Below are 16,912 nucleotides of genomic sequence, written 5' to 3'. Positions count from 1 at the left end.
ATGCGCCCGACCTGCCTGAAAATCAGGCAGGCCTATTTCGAAAACACATATGAAAGCGGCGTTTCATGATTGGAGCAATCCGCCGCAGATATATTACCGATACCCCACCATGGGGTTAAGAACACTACTTACAGGGGGTGTAGATAATGCTATCTGTTTCAATGCTGCAACCAAATTAAATCCGGATGTCACATCCGTGAAACCTCCTGGACCCCGCGTCAGCGCGGCGTTTGCGGAACCTGGACCGGTGCGTTCGGATGATTTTTGAAAGGATTATGTATGTCCTTTCATTCCCACCCCCACTCGTCCCAGACCGGCCCGCTTGCATTCCATTCAACCAGCCCATAAGATGAATTTAAGCCGATTTAGGAGCGAGAATCTTTCGGGTTCGGGTTCGGGTCAACCTTCCAGCCACCGACAAGTTCCATCCAGAAGAACGGGACTGCCGGAGCATGGAAGCATGGGGGTCAGACAAGCAGCCAGTCGCCGCAGGTGACTGCTGTCCTGCAATGCCCTCCATACGCAAAGCGCCCCGCATTCCGCCCTCGAGTAACGGGGAGTGAAGTCAATGAACGCGTTGCTGATCGAGGAGCATCCACTGCTCCGGCTCGGGCTGTTGCAGATGCTCGAGAACATCCAGGAGTCTGCCCAGGTTGCCGCCATTGCGCCCGCGGACATCGCCAGGCTGGACACCCGGCACCACAACGCAGACCTGCTGGTATTCGGCATGCCCGCCGATGTGGGGTCTGGCTGGCCGCAGCTCGAACAGGCCCGCGAAGCACTGTCGCCGCAACGCATCCTGATCCTGGCAGACATCTTGCCATTGCATGTGCCCAACGCGGACAGCGCCCGCGGCGTCTGCGGCTGCCTGCCGAAATCCGCTTCGCTGGCGGTGATCGAGGCGGCCATCCGGCTGGCGGTGTCAGGCGTGCAGGGGCTGCTGTTCTCGGCCGAAACCGGCTCGATGCCGTCGGCGTCGCGTTCGGCCATGCCGGCCGTGCAGTCGCTGGCCTCGGCCGCGCCGCTTCCGCTGAACCCTGCGCACGCGCTCACAGGCGAGCAACTGTCGCTGGTGGCATGCGCCGGCACGCCCGGTGCCGCACGCACCACCGTGGCGGTGCGCGACCTCACCGGCCTGCGGCCGGGGCAGCCGCTGTCGGCCCCGGCTGCCACCAATGCAGCGCCGCTGGTCGAGGAAGAGCCCAGCTACGACGAAGCCGAAATGCTGAAGATCACGCCGCGCCAGTACGAGGTGCTGGTGCTGCTGGCACGCGGCTACCCGATCAAGACCGTCAGCCGCATGCTCAATATCTCGGTGGCAACGGTCAAGAGTCACGCCTGCACGCTGTACCAGCGCCTGAAGGTACGCAACAAGGGCGAGGCCGTCTATGCCGCCCTGCAACGTGGCGCGACGCTCGAGTGGGTCAGCGGCGATGAACGCTTCACGCGCGGCAGCACCGCGCGCCCTGTGGTTGCGTCCCGCACCGGCGAAGCCGCGTTCCAGGCCGCCAGCCCGGTGCTGTAGTTCAGGACCTTGCGCCGCGCCCGCACCAGACGGGCCGGCGCAGGTGTCTGCCATCTGCCGAACATTGGAGGGGTCACCATGCCGGCAAGCTCGTTCCTGCCCACCGTTTCGGTGTGCATCTACACGTGCGACCATCCCGAGCAGCTGCGGCACACGCTGCAATCGGTCGCTGATTCCACCATGCCGCCGCACCAGCTCATCGTCACCGACGACAGCAGCGGCTACGACACGCGCGAGATGATGCGCCGGGACTATCCGGACATCACCTACCTGGAAGGCCCGCGCCGTACCCCGGCGGCCAACCGCAACCGCGCTCTGTGCGCGGCCACCGGCTCGCATGTGCTGTTCCTGGATGATCAGACGCTGCTGGGTGCGACCTTTCTGCAGCAGATGGCCGAGTGTATTGCCGACGACCATATCCGCCGGGCCACCGCCGGCTGTGCGACGCCGCTCATCCTGACCGGGGCCGAACTCTGCCAGGGGCAGCGCTGCGATCCACGCAAGCCGGCCTTCCTCGGGTATCCGACGCAGAACTATCGCCATGGCGAGCGGTTGTGCACAGTGCTGCTGCGCAGCGCCGTGTTCCCGCGGGAACTGTTCGCGAGTGTGGTGTTTGACGAGCAATTGGCCGGAGGATATGACGAGCTCGAACTGTCTGGCTGCGCAGTACAGGAACACGGCTACCGCATCGAGATGGTCGCGACTGCTGTCAACCAACGCTTGCCGTCGCTGTCTGGAGGCCGGTCTTGCCCCGCCAGTGAAGCCTCTCGCCTGTTTGTGGCGTGCCGTCGCAATGGCCACGGCAGGCAACGTCCGTCCAAAGCCCTGTTCCTGCTGATGGCGCTTCCTCATGACCTTGGGCGCAATCTGCGCGCAGCAGGTCCGCACGGAATCCGCCTCTTCTACGCTACAGCGAGCCACCTGTGGTGGCTGCTGCGCAACCGTTATGCCGATGAGCGCTTGGGAACTGGGCCCGCTGCTGGCCTGCGCACGCCTGTGCCGCGCGAATAGCGCTATCGCGTACCCGTTTCTGCGAACCGTGGTGAACAACGTATGTCCGCATCATGGTGGCTTTTCACTCCATGCGGCGAAGGCATTGGCAACGCCGAACCGAAGCTGCCCCTAGAGACGAGCCTTCGTGTCAGGCTGGTCAGCAGGCGGGCGGGTGGGCCTCTGCGCATCGCTCCGGTAGGCGGGGAAGAAGCCACTCAGGTCGTCCAGTACCGATGCCGTATTGCCCGCCAGCGCCACATACCGTTGCGGATCGACCACCACCCGTTGGGTGCGAAACACATGGGTATCAGCTGAAAAGCCGGCCTTGAACTCGAACAGCGAATCCTGCTGCGAGCCCAGGCCTCCACCCAAATGAAGGCGCTTGTAACCATTCTGGCGCCCCCATTCTCGGGCCGTGTGGATAATCAGCTTGGCCGGCTGACGGTGGCGGAATTTGTCTTCGGCCGCGGACAGGTGATATTGCATAATGCCGGCCTGTGGTGCCACTGTGAACGTCGCGCCACCGATGATGCGCCCTTCTTCCTCGGCGACGAACAGTAGCAACTCGTCGCCGAGTTGCTCGATCAGGGCCTCATAGTAGGACTGCCCGAAATAGTAGTAACTCGATGCACCAAGCCTGTCCATGGCGCGGTTGTAGACATCGACAAAACACGGAATGCTCTCGAATTTCGTGTCCAGCCGTACGGTGACACCGGCGCGCCGAGCACGGTCGATGCCGCGCCTATGACGAGACTGGGTTTCGCGCCAGTGTTCCTCCGGCGTTTTGCAGAGATCGATCGAAACCGTTGGACCGTGCACTACCACCAGGCCAAGTCTGCTCCGCCAGTCCGCGTTGAGGATCGGATGCAGCCGGATAAACCATGACACGCAGCCTTGCTCGCGCAGGAATGAAACTGCAGCCTGCATGGCCTCGTCGGCAAAGCCATCCCGCGCCGCCCCGGTAACAACAGGGCCGGCATAGCCATAGGGCGACGTTGCATCCCAGATGCCTGCACCGAGCTCACGACGCAAGATCGGCACCAGCAACTCGTGTTTGCCATCACTCACATGCACCGCCAGTGCAATCCCGCCATCAGCATGCTCAGCGGCTCGCAGCCAGCCCGGCTTTTGGTGGCAGTCGTGCCAGCAACGCTTCAGAAGATCGCGCCATTCGGCATCATCCGATCTAAACAGATTGGCATGCACCAGGTCTTCCCAAAGAGTCATTATTTTGGTCGACCGTCACGTCGCATTACCCCCAGCACCGCAAGACGGTCACTACGGTCTTTCCCGTATCAGGGTTCACATGAATGTGCCGCAAGTACTGCAGTGATATGCCCTGCCGCTCCGTACCGAGCAACTGGACAGCGTGCCTGGCTGTCTTGCGCCCGGCCGGAATCGCGGCCGCACAGGCCAAAAATAATAGCAATGCCAACATTATCGGAGTGCACCTGCTTTGCAGGCGCGTCGGCATACCGGCATTGAACGTGCAAATTGCCAGCCCGATGACGGCACCTGTCAGGGTCTCCGCAATGGTATGGTAGTGTCCCGCCACCAGCACGACGCACATCAGGGCCGACATCCCAAGCCCCGCCAACCACCCACAGCGCGCCCCACGTACGCTGATTCGCGCGCCCATCAACATCAGCAATACCGGGTAGGTCGCTGTTGTCAGCATGGCATGGCCGCTGACAACGTACAAGTCAATCGCGGGCCAGGACCAGCCACTGGACGCGAACGCGAGCTTGTCCGCGGCAACCAGGGCCGCCCCCGATCCGAACCAGACCAGCCAACGCAAGGCGTGGCGCCATTGCCCAGCGCCGGTCAGCCATAGCGCAATAGCGGCCGCCAGCGGCAAAACCAACCTGCTGTCCCCAAGCAGGATTAGTGGCATCCAGGGACTCATCGTTGCCCCCGCCGCCGGCCGGCGCGGCTATGACATATCCATCCGATCATGCAACCGCTCGCGTGGCAGACCGCATCACAGCACACGCCATCGCGCCAGTCTTCTCGATCTCGGCCGCGGTCAGGGTCGGGTGCACCAGAAACATCAGGCTGGTCGCACCCAACATGCGCGCCACAGACAGCCGCTCAGCCGGGCGCCAGCCGGTATCCTCGAAGGCCTTCTCCAAGTAGACCTCTGAGCACGTTCCCGCGTAGCAGGGCACGCCGCCGGCGTTGATTTCGGCCATGATGCGGTCGCGGTCCCAGCCAGCGTTCAGCGCATGCGGCCGGACGTAGGCGTAAAGCTTGTACCAGGCGTGCTGGCAGTCGGCAGGTGGCAGCGGCACGTGCAACGCAGGACAGCAAGCGAGCGCCTGGATCAGCGCCATCGCGTTGGCAGTGCGCTGGCGAGTCCAATTCTCCATGCGCCTGAGCTGCAGGCGGCCGATCGTGGCCTGCAGCTCCAGCATGCGCCAGTTGGTGCCGAAAGACTCGTGCAGCCAACGGAATCCAGGCGGATGGGGGCGCTGGTACACGGCCTCCCAGCTCTTTCCGTGATCCTTGTAAGACCACATGCGCGACCAAAGCGCCTCGTCGTTGGTGGTCACCATGCCACCTTCGCCGCCGGTGGTCATGATCTTGTCCTGACAGAAAGACCAGGCACCGACATGTCCGACTGTGCCAACAGCACGCCCGCGATAACGAGCCCCATGCGCCTGCGCACAATCTTCGATGACCTTCAACCCTCTCGATCGCGCCAGTTCCATGATCGGGTCCATGTCGCACGGATAGCCCGCGAGATGCACGCAGATGATCGCACGCGTTCTTGGCGTCAGCACGCGCGCAATGGTATTCGCCGTCAGATTGCCGCTATCGGCATCGACATCGGCAAACACCGGAATCGCACCGGCATTGACCACGCACGAAATACTGGCGATGAATGTCCGCGGCGTGACCACCACCTCATCCCCGGGGCCGACGTCCAGCGCCTTGAGGGCAAGGTCCAGCGCGAGCGTACCGTTTGCCAGCGCGACCGCGTAGGACGAGCCGGTCCACTCGGCAAACTCCTTCTCGAACGCCCTGCATTCGGCGCCGGTCCAATAGTTCACCCGGTTCGAAAGCAGTACCCGCTGCACGGCGGCTGCCTCCTCGGTAGTAAAGCTCGGCCAGGGAGAGAAACCGCTGTCTAACATGGTCATCCACCTCAGCAATCGAAGTCGGCACGGGCGTCGCAGTCTCCATGGCATCCGCCACAAAGCCGAACAAACATATGGGGGACTCGTTGCACGATGCCGCCCGCTTTGCTCATGGAAGCTGCGTTTATCTAATCAGACCTGACCTCGGGCGTGAAGCCGGCCAGATGGACTAGTTCGCACAGTTGAGACTCATGTGCGCTCTCCCGGACTTATGCACTTTCGTACGCGAACGCACCTTGCGACATTACGCGTCGCCGGGCAAAACCCATAATGGCTTCCATCTGCACCAGTGTCGAAGGCATTCCGTCGCCCGGACGGCATTAAAGGCAAGTCGGGCGTCAATGCCGGCAGCAAGATGCCGGTTGCCGCCACAGCCTTTCCCTAAGAAAACTCAAAACAATGGAGAACGCCGCGAAACCGCTGTTGTGTGTCCCGCCATTGGGCGCACCTGGGTCATGGTCTGGTCGCAGCCGGACCTCAGCTGTGATGACGTGAGGCCTTGGCAAATGAAAAATCTCCTGTCGCAGTGGCTTATAGCGCTACCAAGACGCCATAAGGTGGCACTCATGTTGTCGGCGGACCTGCTGGCGTTGCCCCTGTGCTTCGCGCTGGCGTTGTTCCTGCGCGCGGGCAATCCCGAACTGCTGGTGCAGTACGGCATGGCGCCGCCGCTCATCATTGCCGCATGTACGATCCCCGTCTTCTCGCTGAGCGGGCTGTATCGGACTGTGATCAGATATTTTGATCTGAAGGTTCTCTGGACCACCGGCATTAGCCTGGCCTGCCTGGTCGGACTCACCTATGCACTCTCGTTCCTTGTGCATCTCGACCGGCTGCCTCGTAGCGGTCTGCTCATCTACTGGTTCATTGCATTTGCCTATCTTGTGACGTCACGCTTCGTCGCACGCTCGTTGCTGACGTTCTCCCAAGAAAAAAATCGCCAGGCTCAGCGCGATCGCTCGGCGTTGCGTGTTGGCATCTTCGGTGCTGGCGAAGCAGGATTCCAGTTAGCCATTGCCATGCGATCAAGCGTTGGCCACAAGGCGGTATGCTTCTTCGACGACGATATTACGCTCAACCGCAATATCTTCGCCGACCTGCCGGTCTATCACAGCAACCAAATGCGCGAGCAGATTCAGCAGCACGGCATCCATGAGGTCGTACTGGCGGTGCCGTCACTGTCTGTCGAGCGCCGCCGGCAGATTATCGACAGACTGCACCGCTATTCAGTCAGCGTGCGCACGCTGCCCAGCCTGTTGGAACTGGTAGATCGAAAAATCAGCGTGCAGTCCATCCGCGACGTCAGCATCGAGGACCTGCTGGGCCGCGACAGTGTCCGACCTCGCGAAGAACTGTTCGCCAAATGCATCCATCGCAAGACGGTCATGGTCACCGGCGCAGGCGGGTCCATCGGCAAGGAGCTGTGCCGCCAGATCGCGACCCAGGATCCCCAGCGCCTGATCCTGTTCGAACACTCGGAGTACGCGCTCTACGCGATCGAGCAAGAACTCAGGCTGCGTTACCCCGAGTTGGAGATCACCGCACGGATCGGCTCCGTCTGCGATGCCACGGCAGTCTCCGCCGCGCTGCGCGGCCAGCGTGTGGACACGATCTACCACGCCGCGGCCTACAAGCATGTGCCGCTGGTGGAAGCGAACATGCCGGAAGGCATACGCAACAACGTGCTAGGGTCGTGCACAGTCGCCAATCTTTCGGACCATTTCGGCGTGCAAACCTGCGTGCTGGTGTCCACCGACAAGGCTGTACGGCCCACCAACGTGATGGGGGCCAGCAAGCGCATTGCCGAGCTCGTGTTCCAGGCCGCGGCCGCGCGCCCGAGCACGCGCACTACCTTCTCGATGGTTCGCTTCGGCAATGTGCTGGGCTCATCCGGCTCCGTGGTACCGCTGTTCCGCAAGCAGATCCGCGAGGGCGGGCCCATCACGATCACGCATCCGGATGTGATCCGCTTCTTCATGCTGATCCCGGAGGCGGCCCAGCTCGTCATCCAGGCCGGCGCCATCGCCAAGGGCGGTGAGGTTTTCGTGCTGGACATGGGCAAGCCGGTACGCATTGTTGATCTGGCGCGCACGATGATCGAGATGTCCGGGCTGGTCGAGCGTACACGCAAGAATCCAAGTGGCGACATTGAGATCAAGTTCGTCGGGCTGCGACCGGGCGAAAAGCTTTACGAGGAACTGCTGATCGGCGGTGACGTCACGCCCAGTGTGCACGAACGCATCATGTGCTCGCATGAGCCATGCTTGGAAGAGGCCGATCTGCACAGCAGGCTGGACCGGCTATTCGCCGCCTGCGAAATGCGCGACGAAATCGCGATCCAGACGGCGGTGCAGTTGATCGTGCCGGAATACGCTCCCTACAGCTCGCTGGATGCAACCCGCTCTGGCGAACGAAGGCCGAAATCAGCGGAAGAGGCCCGCGAGCCGTTACACGCGACGATCCGGAAAATCACGGCACGTGGCCTGCTTGGCGACAGTCCGGATGAGCTCAAACCGGCAAGTGCCGTGAGTCGTGGCGATGTGCCCTGACCCACGAACCGGCGTTGAAGACGGATAACGCCGGACGCTATATCGAAGCTGTCACCTTCCAATGGATTTACATCCTTCCCGTGGCCCATCTCGTGAACCGGCAGTTCCCTGCCAAGGGGAATCGGCAATGAAAGGACCTCGCATCCTGGTGCTTACAAGGTACGGACGGCTTGGCGCATCGTCTCGTCTGCGCGGCCTGCAATTTCTGCCATGGCTGGAACGCGCCGGCCTGTCGGTGACGGTGCAGCCGCTGCTATCTGATGCGGTTCTCAGACAGCGCTACAGCCGTGCCGGTTACGTCATCACGTCGCTGCTTCAGTCCTATGCGCGACGTTTGCTCGCGCTGGTCAGGCGGCGAGACTTTGACCTCATCTGGATCGAGAAAGAGGCGCTCCCTTGGTTCCCGGTCTGGCTGGAAAGTGGCCTGTTGAAGGGGGTGCCATATATTTTGGACTACGATGACGCGCAGTTCCATGTCTATGATCTCCATCGTTCCGCACTGGTGCGATCCTTGTACGGTCGTCGTTTGGACACCCTGATGTCGGGCGCCCGCCTGGTCATCGCCGGGAACGAGTACCTGGCGGAGCGCGCAAGGCGCGCAGGCGCGAGTTGGGTCGAGATTGTCCCGACAGTCGTCGAACTGGGCCGCTACACCGTCCAGCGTCGACTGAGCGAGAATCCTGCCACGCCTTTGCGTATTGTCTGGATCGGCTCGCCCTCCACTGTCAAGTACCTGGGTGTTCTGAAATCAGCCCTAGCTTCCCTGGCCGACCACCATGAATTCACCCTGCGCGTGATAGGCAGCCAGTTCAGCGCCCCGGGCGTGGACGTGGAATACATCCCCTGGACCGAAGACACGGAGGCTGCCTCCATTGCGGATTGCGACGTCGGTATCATGCCGCTCGTCGATTCTCCATGGGAACGAGGCAAATGCGGGTACAAGCTGATCCAGTACATGGCATGCGGCCTGCCAGTGATCGCCTCGCCAATAGGGGTCAACCAGGAGATTGTGCGGGATACCTTTAATGGCTTTCTGGCGCGGGGCGAGGCGGACTGGATCTCGAGACTGTCGCTATTGCTCACTAGCGCCGAGCTTCGAGACACCATGGGGAGAGCTGGACGCGGGCTCGTCGAAAACCTCTACTGCGTGCAAAAGATAGCCCCGAAAATGGCGACCATGTTCTCGCAGGCCGCAACATCAACACGATGACATCCAAACTCAAACCTGACACTCCGGCCGGATACGAAAGGGAAGACGGCTAGCCCCGCCAGGAAACTGCGCCTCGGTTCGCTCATGGTTAGACGGGCTCCACCCTGTGGGTATCCAGATTTCCGGCAACGACGTCACGGGCAGCGGACCTCATGATCCTCTGCACGTCAGGCCGGACGACTCAAGGCCCAATCCATGGATGTGCGATCCGGGCAAGCGATGCTCCACGCGCCCTGCGTCTGCCGGCGCCTACTCGAACCCCATCTCGCGCAGCATCGCCGCGTTGACCTTGCGCACGTCGTACTTGCTTTCGGCGATCTGGCGCGAGCGCTGGCCCATGTTTACGACCTTTTCCCAGTCCTCTATCAGCTGCATCATGGCCTGCTCCAGCGCGCCGACTGACCTGACCGGCACCAGCAGGCCGTTGTCTCCATCAACCACCGTCTCGCGGCAGCCCGGTGCATCGGTGGTGATGATGGGGCGCCCCATCGCCATGGCTTCGAGCACGGAACGCGGTGTGCCCTCTCCGTAGGAAGGCAGCACGTAGATGTTGCAGCCAGCAATAGCCGGGCGGACGTCGGACAGGCGACCGAGGTAGTCGATGGTTCCATCGGCCACCCATGCGTCAAGTTCCTGCTGCGCGATGGCGTCGGGGCCGTTGTCGATCCAGCCGACCAGGCTGAAGCGCGCTCTGGCGCCCCGCGCCCGGATGCGCCGAGCCGCCTCGGCATACTCGCGCACGCCTTTGTCGCCCAGCAGGCGGGCGATCAGCAGGAAGCGGGGGCTGTCGTCCGGCAAGGGCGCGACTTGGAAGCTGGCGACGTCGACGCCGGAGCCGTTGACGATACACGAACGCCTGTCGGGTGGCAGGATCTCGGACCGGCGGAACAGCGCCTCGTCATCCGGATTCTGGAAAAAGGTGGTATCTGTCCGGCTGAGTGCCAGCGCATACAGCCGCTGCACCACGGCACGCAGGCCGTTCCTGCCCCTGTCCTCGCCAAAGGCGTAGCCCAGCCCCGTGATCAACGCGAAGCGGCGTGGCACACGGGCCAGCCAGGCCGCCAGCATGCCGTAGATGACGGGCTTGATCGTATAGCACATTACGCAGTCAGGCCTGACCCGCCGCATCAGGCGATGCAAAGCGAGCAGCGTGCGCGCGTCGGCCAGCGGGTTCTTGCCGTTACGTTCGAGGGGAACGTGATGCACGACCACGCCGCGCGACTCCAGCGCGGTGCGGATGGAGTGTCCCACCGGCATGTCCGGCGCGGCGACATGCATCTCCAGTCCCTTTTCCTGCAATGCCTCCATGAGCGGGCCGCGAAACGCGATCAGCGACTCGGCAAAGCTCGCGATCATCAGAAAGCGCATGCCGGCCTCCAATTGAATTCAACCCGGCAGGCCTGTTCGGGGGAAGTCTGCTGTGCGGTTTCGTGTGCTAACCAAGCCTGGAACATGAGCACACACCACAGCGGATGCTGCCAATTGCGCTGCCCGGAAAGATGTTCTGCCCACCGCCTGCGAACCGGTTCCGGATTCAGATAGCCCTCGCGTCGCAAGCGCTGCGCGTCAAGAAGATCCTCAGCCCAGTCACGCAGCGGCCCTCGCAACCAGGCGTCGATCGGGACGCCAAAACCCATCTTCGGCCGCTCGATGAGTTCACTGGGCACGTAGCGGTCAAGCACGCGTCTGAGCGCCCACTTGGTGGTGTAGCCGACGCCTTCCCGGCGGATCTTGTAAGCCAGGGGCAGGCGCCAGGCAAACTCGACCACGTGGTGATCGAGGAACGGCACGCGCGTCTCCAGGCTTCGCGCCATAGCCGCGCGGTCGACTTTGGTGAGGATGTCGTCGGGCAGATAGGTCAGCATATCGGACGCCATCATGCGTTCTACGTCGCTCAGCGTCTCGAGCGAACCCATGGCGCTGTCCAGCACAGAGGCCAGCTCCGCCCCACCCACGACGATTGCCTTCGGGAATTGCCACTGGGAAACCATGCCAAGGTAGAGCTCGTTTGCAGAGCGCGCGGCCATGACGCCGGCACCTTTGTGGACCTTTTCGCCCACGTTGGCCCAGCGCGAAGCCATGGGAAGCGATGCTGCGATCTGATTGATCCGGCGCGGAGAGAGGCGGGTCAGCCCCCATGCCGCTGCGGCGCGCACTGGGCGGGGAATGTGAGCAAGTCGATGCCACAGTTCGGCCGTGATCTGGTAGCGGTTATACCCGCCGAACAACTCATCGCCCGCGTCGCCCGAGAGCGACACCTTAACGTGCTGCCTGGCCAGTTCGCTGACAAGCAGCGTCGGGATCTGCGAGGAGTCGGAGAACGGCTCGTCGTAGATTTCGGGCAGCTCCGGGATGACCGCCATCGCATGCTCCGGCGTGACGTACAGCTCGGTATGGCTCGTGCCCAGATGCCGGGCGACGGCCTTCGCGTGCGCGGCTTCGTTGTAGTCCGAGTCATGGAAGCCGATGGAGAATGTGCGGATCGGCTGGGACGACTGGGACTGCATCAGCGCCACTACGGTCGAGGAGTCGACGCCGCCGGAAAGAAAGGCGCCCAGTGGCACGTCCGACATCATCTGGCGGCGCACCGCCTCGCGCAACAGCGCCTCCAGCCTGTCCACCGCTTGTTCGGGGTCACCTGAGAAGGGGTCTTGCTTGCCATTCAGCGCCGCCGCGGCGCCAGACCAGTAGGCGCGCGGCACAGGATCGGGCGCCTGCATGGAGACGGTCAACAGGTGCGCCGGTGGCAGTTTGGCAATGCCGTGGTAGATAGAATGGGCACCGCTCACGTTGTTGTAGCGCATGTACAGGCTCAACGCGTCGCGGTCGATGCGGCCCTCGAATGCCGGATGCGGGCGCAGTGCCTTGAGTTCCGACCCGAAGAGAAAGGTACGGCCTCTGCCTGCCCCTTGCCAGCCGTAGTAGAGCGGCTTTTCTCCGATCCGGTCGCGCGCCAGCGTCAGCGTGCGCGTCTGCCGGTCCCACAATGCAAAGGCGAACATCCCTATGGCGCGCCGGACGGTGGCATCGGCGCCCCAGGCATCGATACTGGCGAGCAGCGTCTCCGTGTCCGAATGCCCTCGCCACTGAGGCGCGGCGCCGACGCCTTCGAGCTCGGCGCGGATTTCGAGATGGTTGTAGATCTCGCCGTTGAACACAATGACGTATCGGCCACTGGCCGCCATCATCGGCTGCTGGCCGGCGGGGGTGAGATCGACAATCGCCAGGCGCCGGTGCGCGAAGCCGAACGGCGCGTGCGGATCGCACCAGAGATCGCCGTGGTCCGGCCCACGGTGGCGGATCCGGCGTGCCATCTCGGACAGCATGGCCGCACGGTCGGGCGGAGCGGCAGGCAAGCCGCCAAGAAATCCTGCGAATCCGCACATCGTTGTCTTCCCCTATCTTCCGGTTACGATCAGACGTCCAGCGCCTGATGCATCTGCACATACCAATGCATCGCCTCGGCCAAGCCGTCGCGAATGCGGTGAGTGGGCCGGTATCCCAGCAGCCGTTTCGCCTTGCCGATGTCCGCCTGGCTGTGGCGCACATCGCCCGCCCGGAAGGCGCGATGGACCGGTTCGGTGTCGGCGGCGATGCCGTAGGGGCCGAGCCCATCGCGAAGAAGCTGGAACAGCGTGCTCAGCGTGGTGCGGTCGCCGACGGCGATGTTGTAGACCTGGCTGTCGCCCTCCTGGCTTTCGCTGGCGGCGGCCAGCAGGTTGGCCTGCACGGCGTTCGCGACGTAGCAGAAGTCGCGGCTCGTTTCCCCGTCGCCATTGATGTAGACAGTTTCACGTCGCAACAGCGCCGCGATCCATCTCGGGATCACGGCCGCATAGGCGCCGTTGGGGTCCTGGCGCGGTCCGAACACATTGAAGTAGCGCAGTCCGACGGCATGCACGCCGTAGCAGCGGGCGAAGACGTCTGCGTACAGCTCGTTCGCGTACTTGGTGACCGCATATGGGCTCAAGGGCTTGCCAATGTTTTCTTCCACCTTCGGCAGGCCCGGGTGGTCGCCGTAGGTGCTGCTGCTTGCCGCATAGACGAAGGTTTTGACCTGGGCGTCGCGGGCGGCGACCAGCATGTTCAGGAAGCCGCTGATGTTGACACTGTGAGTCGAGATGGGGTCTTCCAGGCTGCGGGGCACGGAGCCGAGAGCCGCCTGATGCAGCACGAAATCCACCGGATACACGTCGGCGGCTGCTCCCTTGGCCTGGGGCTCGCGAAATACCATGGCGCTGCGGCAATGCTCGAAGTTGCGGATATCCCCTTCGATGAACTGGAAATTGGCCCACTGCCTGGGCGACACCAGCGCCTCGACCTCGCAGAGATTGCGGCGATGGCCAGTGGAGAAGTTGTCCAGGCCTACAACGCGCTGGTCTAGCCGCAACAATGTTTCCAGCAGATTGCTGCCGATGAATCCGGCGACGCCGGTGACAAGCCACGTGCATGGCGTAGCGGCCAGGCGGACCTTGAGAGGCGCGTAGCTGTTGGCTTCCATGGCTTGCTCTTGTGCCGTGCCGGTTCCGGCTGCTTTCCGGGCATTCCTACAGGCGTGCGTCAACTTCGCTCCTCGGCAAGATTCCTTTCACGTCGAACAGCACCGCATGGGGCTTGCCGAAGGCCTTGATTGCTCTCACGCCCATGGTGACGAACTGGTGATGGGGCACGGCCAGCACGATCGCGTCGTACTGATCGCACCGCGGAGGCTCGCGCAGGCACGCCAGGCCATATTCCTCCTCGGCTTCCTCGACGTTGATCCAGGGGTCATAGACGTCGATCTCGGCGTTGTAGCCCCGCAGCGTCGTCACGATGTCCACGGCCTTGGTATTGCGCACGTCCGGACAGTTCTCCTTGAAGGTCAGGCCAAGCACGAGGATGCGGCTGCCGAGCACGGGAATACCCCGACGCAACATGAGCTTCACCACCTCGTCGGCAACGTGGAAGGCCATCTTGTCGTTGATGCGCCTTCCGGCCAGGATCACCTGCGGGTGATAGCCGACCTCCTGCGCCTTATGCGTGAGATAGTAGGGATCGACGCCGATGCAGTGCCCGCCAACCAGGCCCGGGCGGAATGGCAGGAAGTTCCACTTCGTGCCGGCAGCCCTCAGCACTTCGAGCGTGTCGATTCCCAATTTATGGAAGAGCAGGCTGAGTTCGTTCATCAGCGCAATGTTCACGTCCCGCTGGGTGTTCTCGATGACCTTCGCGGCCTCGGCCACACGAATGCTGCTCGCGCGGTGCGTGCCGGCCACAATGATCTTCCGGTAGAGCTCGTCGATGGCCTCGCTGACCTCGGACGTACTGCCGCTGGTAACCTTACGGATATCCGGCAGCCGGTGCTCCCTGTCGCCCGGGTTGATGCGTTCCGGGCTGTATCCGCAGAAGAAGTCCGCGTTGAATTTCAGGCCGCTATGCCGTTCCAGCACCGGCACGCAGATCTCCTCGGTGGCGCCTGGGTAGACGGTCGATTCGTAGATCACTACGGCGCCTGGCGCCATTGCGCGGCCCACTGTCTCGCTCGCCAGGATCAGCGGTGTCAGGTCCGGACGCTTGGCCTTGTCCACCGGCGTGGGTACGGTAACGACAAAGACCTTGCAGTCCCTCAGGGCCGCGGGGTCGCTGCTGTAACTCAGGTGGCGTGCGCTGCGCAGGTCATCCGGGCTGACCTCCAGCGTGGCATCCCGGCCGCTGCGCAGCTCATCGATGCGCGCGGCATTGATGTCGAAGCCCACGACGGGCCGCTGCTTGCCGAACTCCACCGCGAGCGGCAGGCCGACGTAACCCAGGCCTATGATGGCGATTTGTGCATTACTGAGGTCCATGGCCGTGATCTCCTGGGTGAGTGAGCCTGACGGGGCCGGCATGGAAGAGCGGACTTTTGAAGGATTATCCGGGGCGGGCAGCGCTCTGTGCGCGGGGCTTCGTGCCTTGGCGTACAGAAGACCGGATGGATAGCGGGCGCGCCGCGCCTTCAATCGGACCGGGCGAATCGGAAATCTGTGGATACATTGCGCAGCTCGGGCTGTTTCAGTGGATTGGGGAAATACTGGCCCAGGGTTCTTCTTCAGCACCGTTGCCGCCCGCACATTCCCGGGCCGGGCAGCAAGGACAATTGGCTGGCAGCACAACTTGAGACGAAGCTGCCAAACTCGGCCGCAGCCGACCGCTGGGGTCTGGCAACGACGCCGCGCTATGGCTGTCGTTCTAAAGGCTGAATGCGATGCTGCGCGCCCGAGGAAAAGCGCATGGACGGTGCCTCGCCCACTGCGCTCTCATCCTCAGGGATGAGTCCTCCGATCAGACGCCCAAATGCAGCCTGCCCGCTTTCCACCCATGGCGGCGAACCCGACCAGTGTGCGAGAGCGCACCGAGTAATTGCTTGTGCCTCCCTACGATGCAATAGCTGAGACATGCATGGGGCACCATGTCCGCTCGTATCCATAAAGGAGACTGCTATGAGACCGATCCCGGCCGGGAAGGACTCAGGTGGGGTGGGACTAGGATGGCTCTGCCATGCCATCACATCATGCTTCGTCTTGCTTGGCTCTGTATTGGTGCTGGCCGCACGCGCCGCGTCGCCAGGCACGTATTCCGGGTTGAAGACAAAAGTTGCGGCAATCGGACCCGACGCTGTGCCAGACGTGACTGACATGGTACGGTGGGGCCACATGATCAACCTGCCGCTCCCCGTCACCCAGCCCATGTTCAGTACCATCAGTGTTGTCTGACAGGCGCGACAGCATGATCAGGTCCATCCTTGTCATCTGCGTCGGCAACGTTTGCCGCAGCCCGATGGCAGCGTGCCTGCTCCGGCGCGCCTTGCCGGGCTGCGAGATCGCCTCGGCAGGACTCGCGCCTCCGATTGGCGCGAATGCCGATCCGCGTGCGATCAGGCTGCTGGCAGATGAGGGCTGTGATCTCGCCAGCCATCGCGCGCGCGCCGTCGACGCGATCATGGTGGCAGCTGCCGAGCTGGTCCTGGTGATGGACAACGAACAGCGCACGGAACTGGAGTTGCTCTTTCCGCAAGCCCGGGGAAAGACATACCGCCTTTGCGAATTTGTGCCTGCGGATGTGCCGGATCCGTACGGCGGCTCCCTCAGTATGTTCAACATCGTACTGGGGCTGATCAAGCAAGGCATCGAGACGTGGTCGGCACAGATTGAGGCTGCAACATCCGCACACACCGATGGAGACGCATCATGAAGACAGTCGGTACACGCGAAGCCGTGTCCAACGGTCAGGGTGCCTATGCCAAGCCGATTGGCCTGACCGCCTATCTTGATGCTGCGGCAGCTTTGCATCCCCCGTGCCCCGGCATCTGGAAGGTCACCGGAGACTTCGGCCTGCGTAATAGCCAAAAAAGCCGCAGCGCGCGCAGGCATGATGTGCTTGCGACCATCTAGCAGCGGGCTTCGCAGACGTCGCATTCAGTGTGCGACAACGCACCGAATCGGGGAGCAGCCCCTCCTACGATGCAATCGTCGGGGGG

Annotated in this window: 13 protein-coding genes; 6 read left to right on the top strand and 7 right to left on the bottom strand. The window is 62.7% G+C overall.

Translation table 11 applies throughout. The features are described 5' to 3' along the window. Positions 1–568: 568 nt before the first annotated feature. Positions 569–1,525, top strand: a complete 957-nt coding sequence (locus AC3WLE_RS07705) for a response regulator transcription factor (protein ID WP_492319352.1) — start codon at positions 569–571, stop codon at positions 1,523–1,525. A gap of 78 nt (positions 1,526–1,603) precedes the next feature. Next, a complete protein-coding gene (locus tag AC3WLE_RS07700) occupies positions 1,604–2,536 on the top strand; it encodes a glycosyltransferase family 2 protein (RefSeq protein ID WP_492356803.1) in 933 nt (310 codons plus the stop codon). Between the two features lie 111 nt (positions 2,537–2,647). Here the strand turns inward: AC3WLE_RS07700 and AC3WLE_RS07695 are convergent, their stop codons facing one another. The 3 genes from AC3WLE_RS07695 to AC3WLE_RS07685 are packed head-to-tail and all read right to left on the bottom strand — an operon-like array spanning position 2,648 to position 5,655. After that, complete coding sequence (locus AC3WLE_RS07695) at positions 2,648–3,724, bottom strand: lipid II:glycine glycyltransferase FemX (protein WP_492344825.1); 1,077 nt, start codon at positions 3,722–3,724, stop codon at positions 2,648–2,650. A 46-nt stretch (positions 3,725–3,770) separates the two neighbouring features. Further along, a complete protein-coding gene (locus AC3WLE_RS07690; protein WP_492319355.1) occupies positions 3,771–4,412 on the bottom strand; it encodes a hypothetical protein in 642 nt (213 codons plus the stop codon). 58 nt (positions 4,413–4,470) lie between these two features. After that, positions 4,471–5,655 carry a DegT/DnrJ/EryC1/StrS family aminotransferase gene (locus AC3WLE_RS07685; protein WP_492356809.1) on the bottom strand — a complete coding sequence of 395 codons (1,185 nt, stop codon included), beginning with the start codon at positions 5,653–5,655 and terminating at the stop codon, positions 4,471–4,473. A gap of 509 nt (positions 5,656–6,164) precedes the next feature. Here AC3WLE_RS07685 and AC3WLE_RS07680 point away from each other — a divergent pair. Then, on the top strand, positions 6,165–8,207 hold the full coding sequence (locus AC3WLE_RS07680) for a polysaccharide biosynthesis protein (protein ID WP_492319356.1): 2,043 nt from the start codon (positions 6,165–6,167) through the stop codon (positions 8,205–8,207). A gap of 127 nt (positions 8,208–8,334) precedes the next feature. Further along, positions 8,335–9,417 carry a glycosyltransferase family 4 protein gene (locus tag AC3WLE_RS07675; protein WP_492356804.1) on the top strand — a complete coding sequence of 361 codons (1,083 nt, stop codon included), beginning with the start codon at positions 8,335–8,337 and terminating at the stop codon, positions 9,415–9,417. A 249-nt stretch (positions 9,418–9,666) separates the two neighbouring features. Here the strand turns inward: AC3WLE_RS07675 and AC3WLE_RS07670 are convergent, their stop codons facing one another. Genes AC3WLE_RS07670 through tviB form a run of 4 tightly spaced genes read right to left on the bottom strand, consistent with a single transcriptional unit; the run spans position 9,667 to position 15,242 of the window. Then, positions 9,667–10,785: a glycosyltransferase family 4 protein gene (locus tag AC3WLE_RS07670; protein WP_492319358.1), complete on the bottom strand. Its 1,119-nt coding sequence runs from the start codon at positions 10,783–10,785 to the stop codon at positions 9,667–9,669. After that, entirely contained in the window at positions 10,773–12,803 is a 2,031-nt protein-coding gene (asnB, locus tag AC3WLE_RS07665; RefSeq protein ID WP_492319359.1) for an asparagine synthase (glutamine-hydrolyzing), read from the bottom strand. Before asnB ends, AC3WLE_RS07670 begins: the two co-directional genes overlap by 13 nt. 29 nt (positions 12,804–12,832) lie before the next feature. Further along, positions 12,833–13,918 (bottom strand): NAD-dependent epimerase/dehydratase family protein, encoded by a 1,086-nt coding sequence (locus tag AC3WLE_RS07660; RefSeq protein ID WP_492352407.1) that lies wholly within the window; start codon positions 13,916–13,918, stop codon positions 12,833–12,835. 46 nt (positions 13,919–13,964) lie between these two features. Beyond that, the gene (tviB, locus tag AC3WLE_RS07655; RefSeq protein ID WP_492319361.1) at positions 13,965–15,242 is read right to left on the bottom strand and encodes a Vi polysaccharide biosynthesis UDP-N-acetylglucosamine C-6 dehydrogenase TviB; all 1,278 of its coding nucleotides are present in this window, start codon (positions 15,240–15,242) and stop codon (positions 13,965–13,967) included. A gap of 919 nt (positions 15,243–16,161) precedes the next feature. On the opposite strand from tviB, the gene AC3WLE_RS07650 reads away from it, so the two are divergent. Then, entirely contained in the window at positions 16,162–16,626 is a 465-nt protein-coding gene (locus tag AC3WLE_RS07650) for a low molecular weight protein-tyrosine-phosphatase (protein ID WP_492319362.1), read from the top strand. After that, the gene (locus AC3WLE_RS07645; RefSeq protein ID WP_492319363.1) at positions 16,623–16,826 is read left to right on the top strand and encodes a hypothetical protein; all 204 of its coding nucleotides are present in this window, start codon (positions 16,623–16,625) and stop codon (positions 16,824–16,826) included. Before AC3WLE_RS07650 ends, AC3WLE_RS07645 begins: the two co-directional genes overlap by 4 nt. Positions 16,827–16,912: the final 86 nt, after the last annotated feature.

The organism is Cupriavidus sp. FW306-1B-F12B, assembly GCF_058781795.1.
The sequence above is the reverse complement of the archived record's forward strand: the minus strand, read 5'-3'. Positions and strand labels throughout refer to the sequence as shown.

Excerpts from the sequence above, each read along its gene's own strand:
- AC3WLE_RS07705 (WP_492319352.1), top strand. The coding sequence starts at position 569 with ATGAACGCGTTGCTGATCGAGGAGCATCCACTGCTCCGGCTCGGGCTG.
- AC3WLE_RS07700 (WP_492356803.1), top strand. The coding sequence starts at position 1,604 with ATGCCGGCAAGCTCGTTCCTGCCCACCGTTTCGGTGTGCATCTACACG.
- AC3WLE_RS07690 (WP_492319355.1), bottom strand. The coding sequence starts at position 4,412 with ATGCCACTAATCCTGCTTGGGGACAGCAGGTTGGTTTTGCCGCTGGCG.
- AC3WLE_RS07685 (WP_492356809.1), bottom strand. The coding sequence starts at position 5,655 with ATGTTAGACAGCGGTTTCTCTCCCTGGCCGAGCTTTACTACCGAGGAG.
- AC3WLE_RS07680 (WP_492319356.1), top strand. The coding sequence starts at position 6,165 with ATGAAAAATCTCCTGTCGCAGTGGCTTATAGCGCTACCAAGACGCCAT.
- AC3WLE_RS07675 (WP_492356804.1), top strand. The coding sequence starts at position 8,335 with ATGAAAGGACCTCGCATCCTGGTGCTTACAAGGTACGGACGGCTTGGC.
- AC3WLE_RS07670 (WP_492319358.1), bottom strand. The coding sequence starts at position 10,785 with ATGCGCTTTCTGATGATCGCGAGCTTTGCCGAGTCGCTGATCGCGTTT.
- asnB (WP_492319359.1), bottom strand. The coding sequence starts at position 12,803 with ATGTGCGGATTCGCAGGATTTCTTGGCGGCTTGCCTGCCGCTCCGCCC.
- AC3WLE_RS07660 (WP_492352407.1), bottom strand. The coding sequence starts at position 13,918 with ATGGAAGCCAACAGCTACGCGCCTCTCAAGGTCCGCCTGGCCGCTACG.
- tviB (WP_492319361.1), bottom strand. The coding sequence starts at position 15,242 with ATGGACCTCAGTAATGCACAAATCGCCATCATAGGCCTGGGTTACGTC.
- AC3WLE_RS07650 (WP_492319362.1), top strand. The coding sequence starts at position 16,162 with ATGATCAGGTCCATCCTTGTCATCTGCGTCGGCAACGTTTGCCGCAGC.
- AC3WLE_RS07645 (WP_492319363.1), top strand. The coding sequence starts at position 16,623 with ATGAAGACAGTCGGTACACGCGAAGCCGTGTCCAACGGTCAGGGTGCC.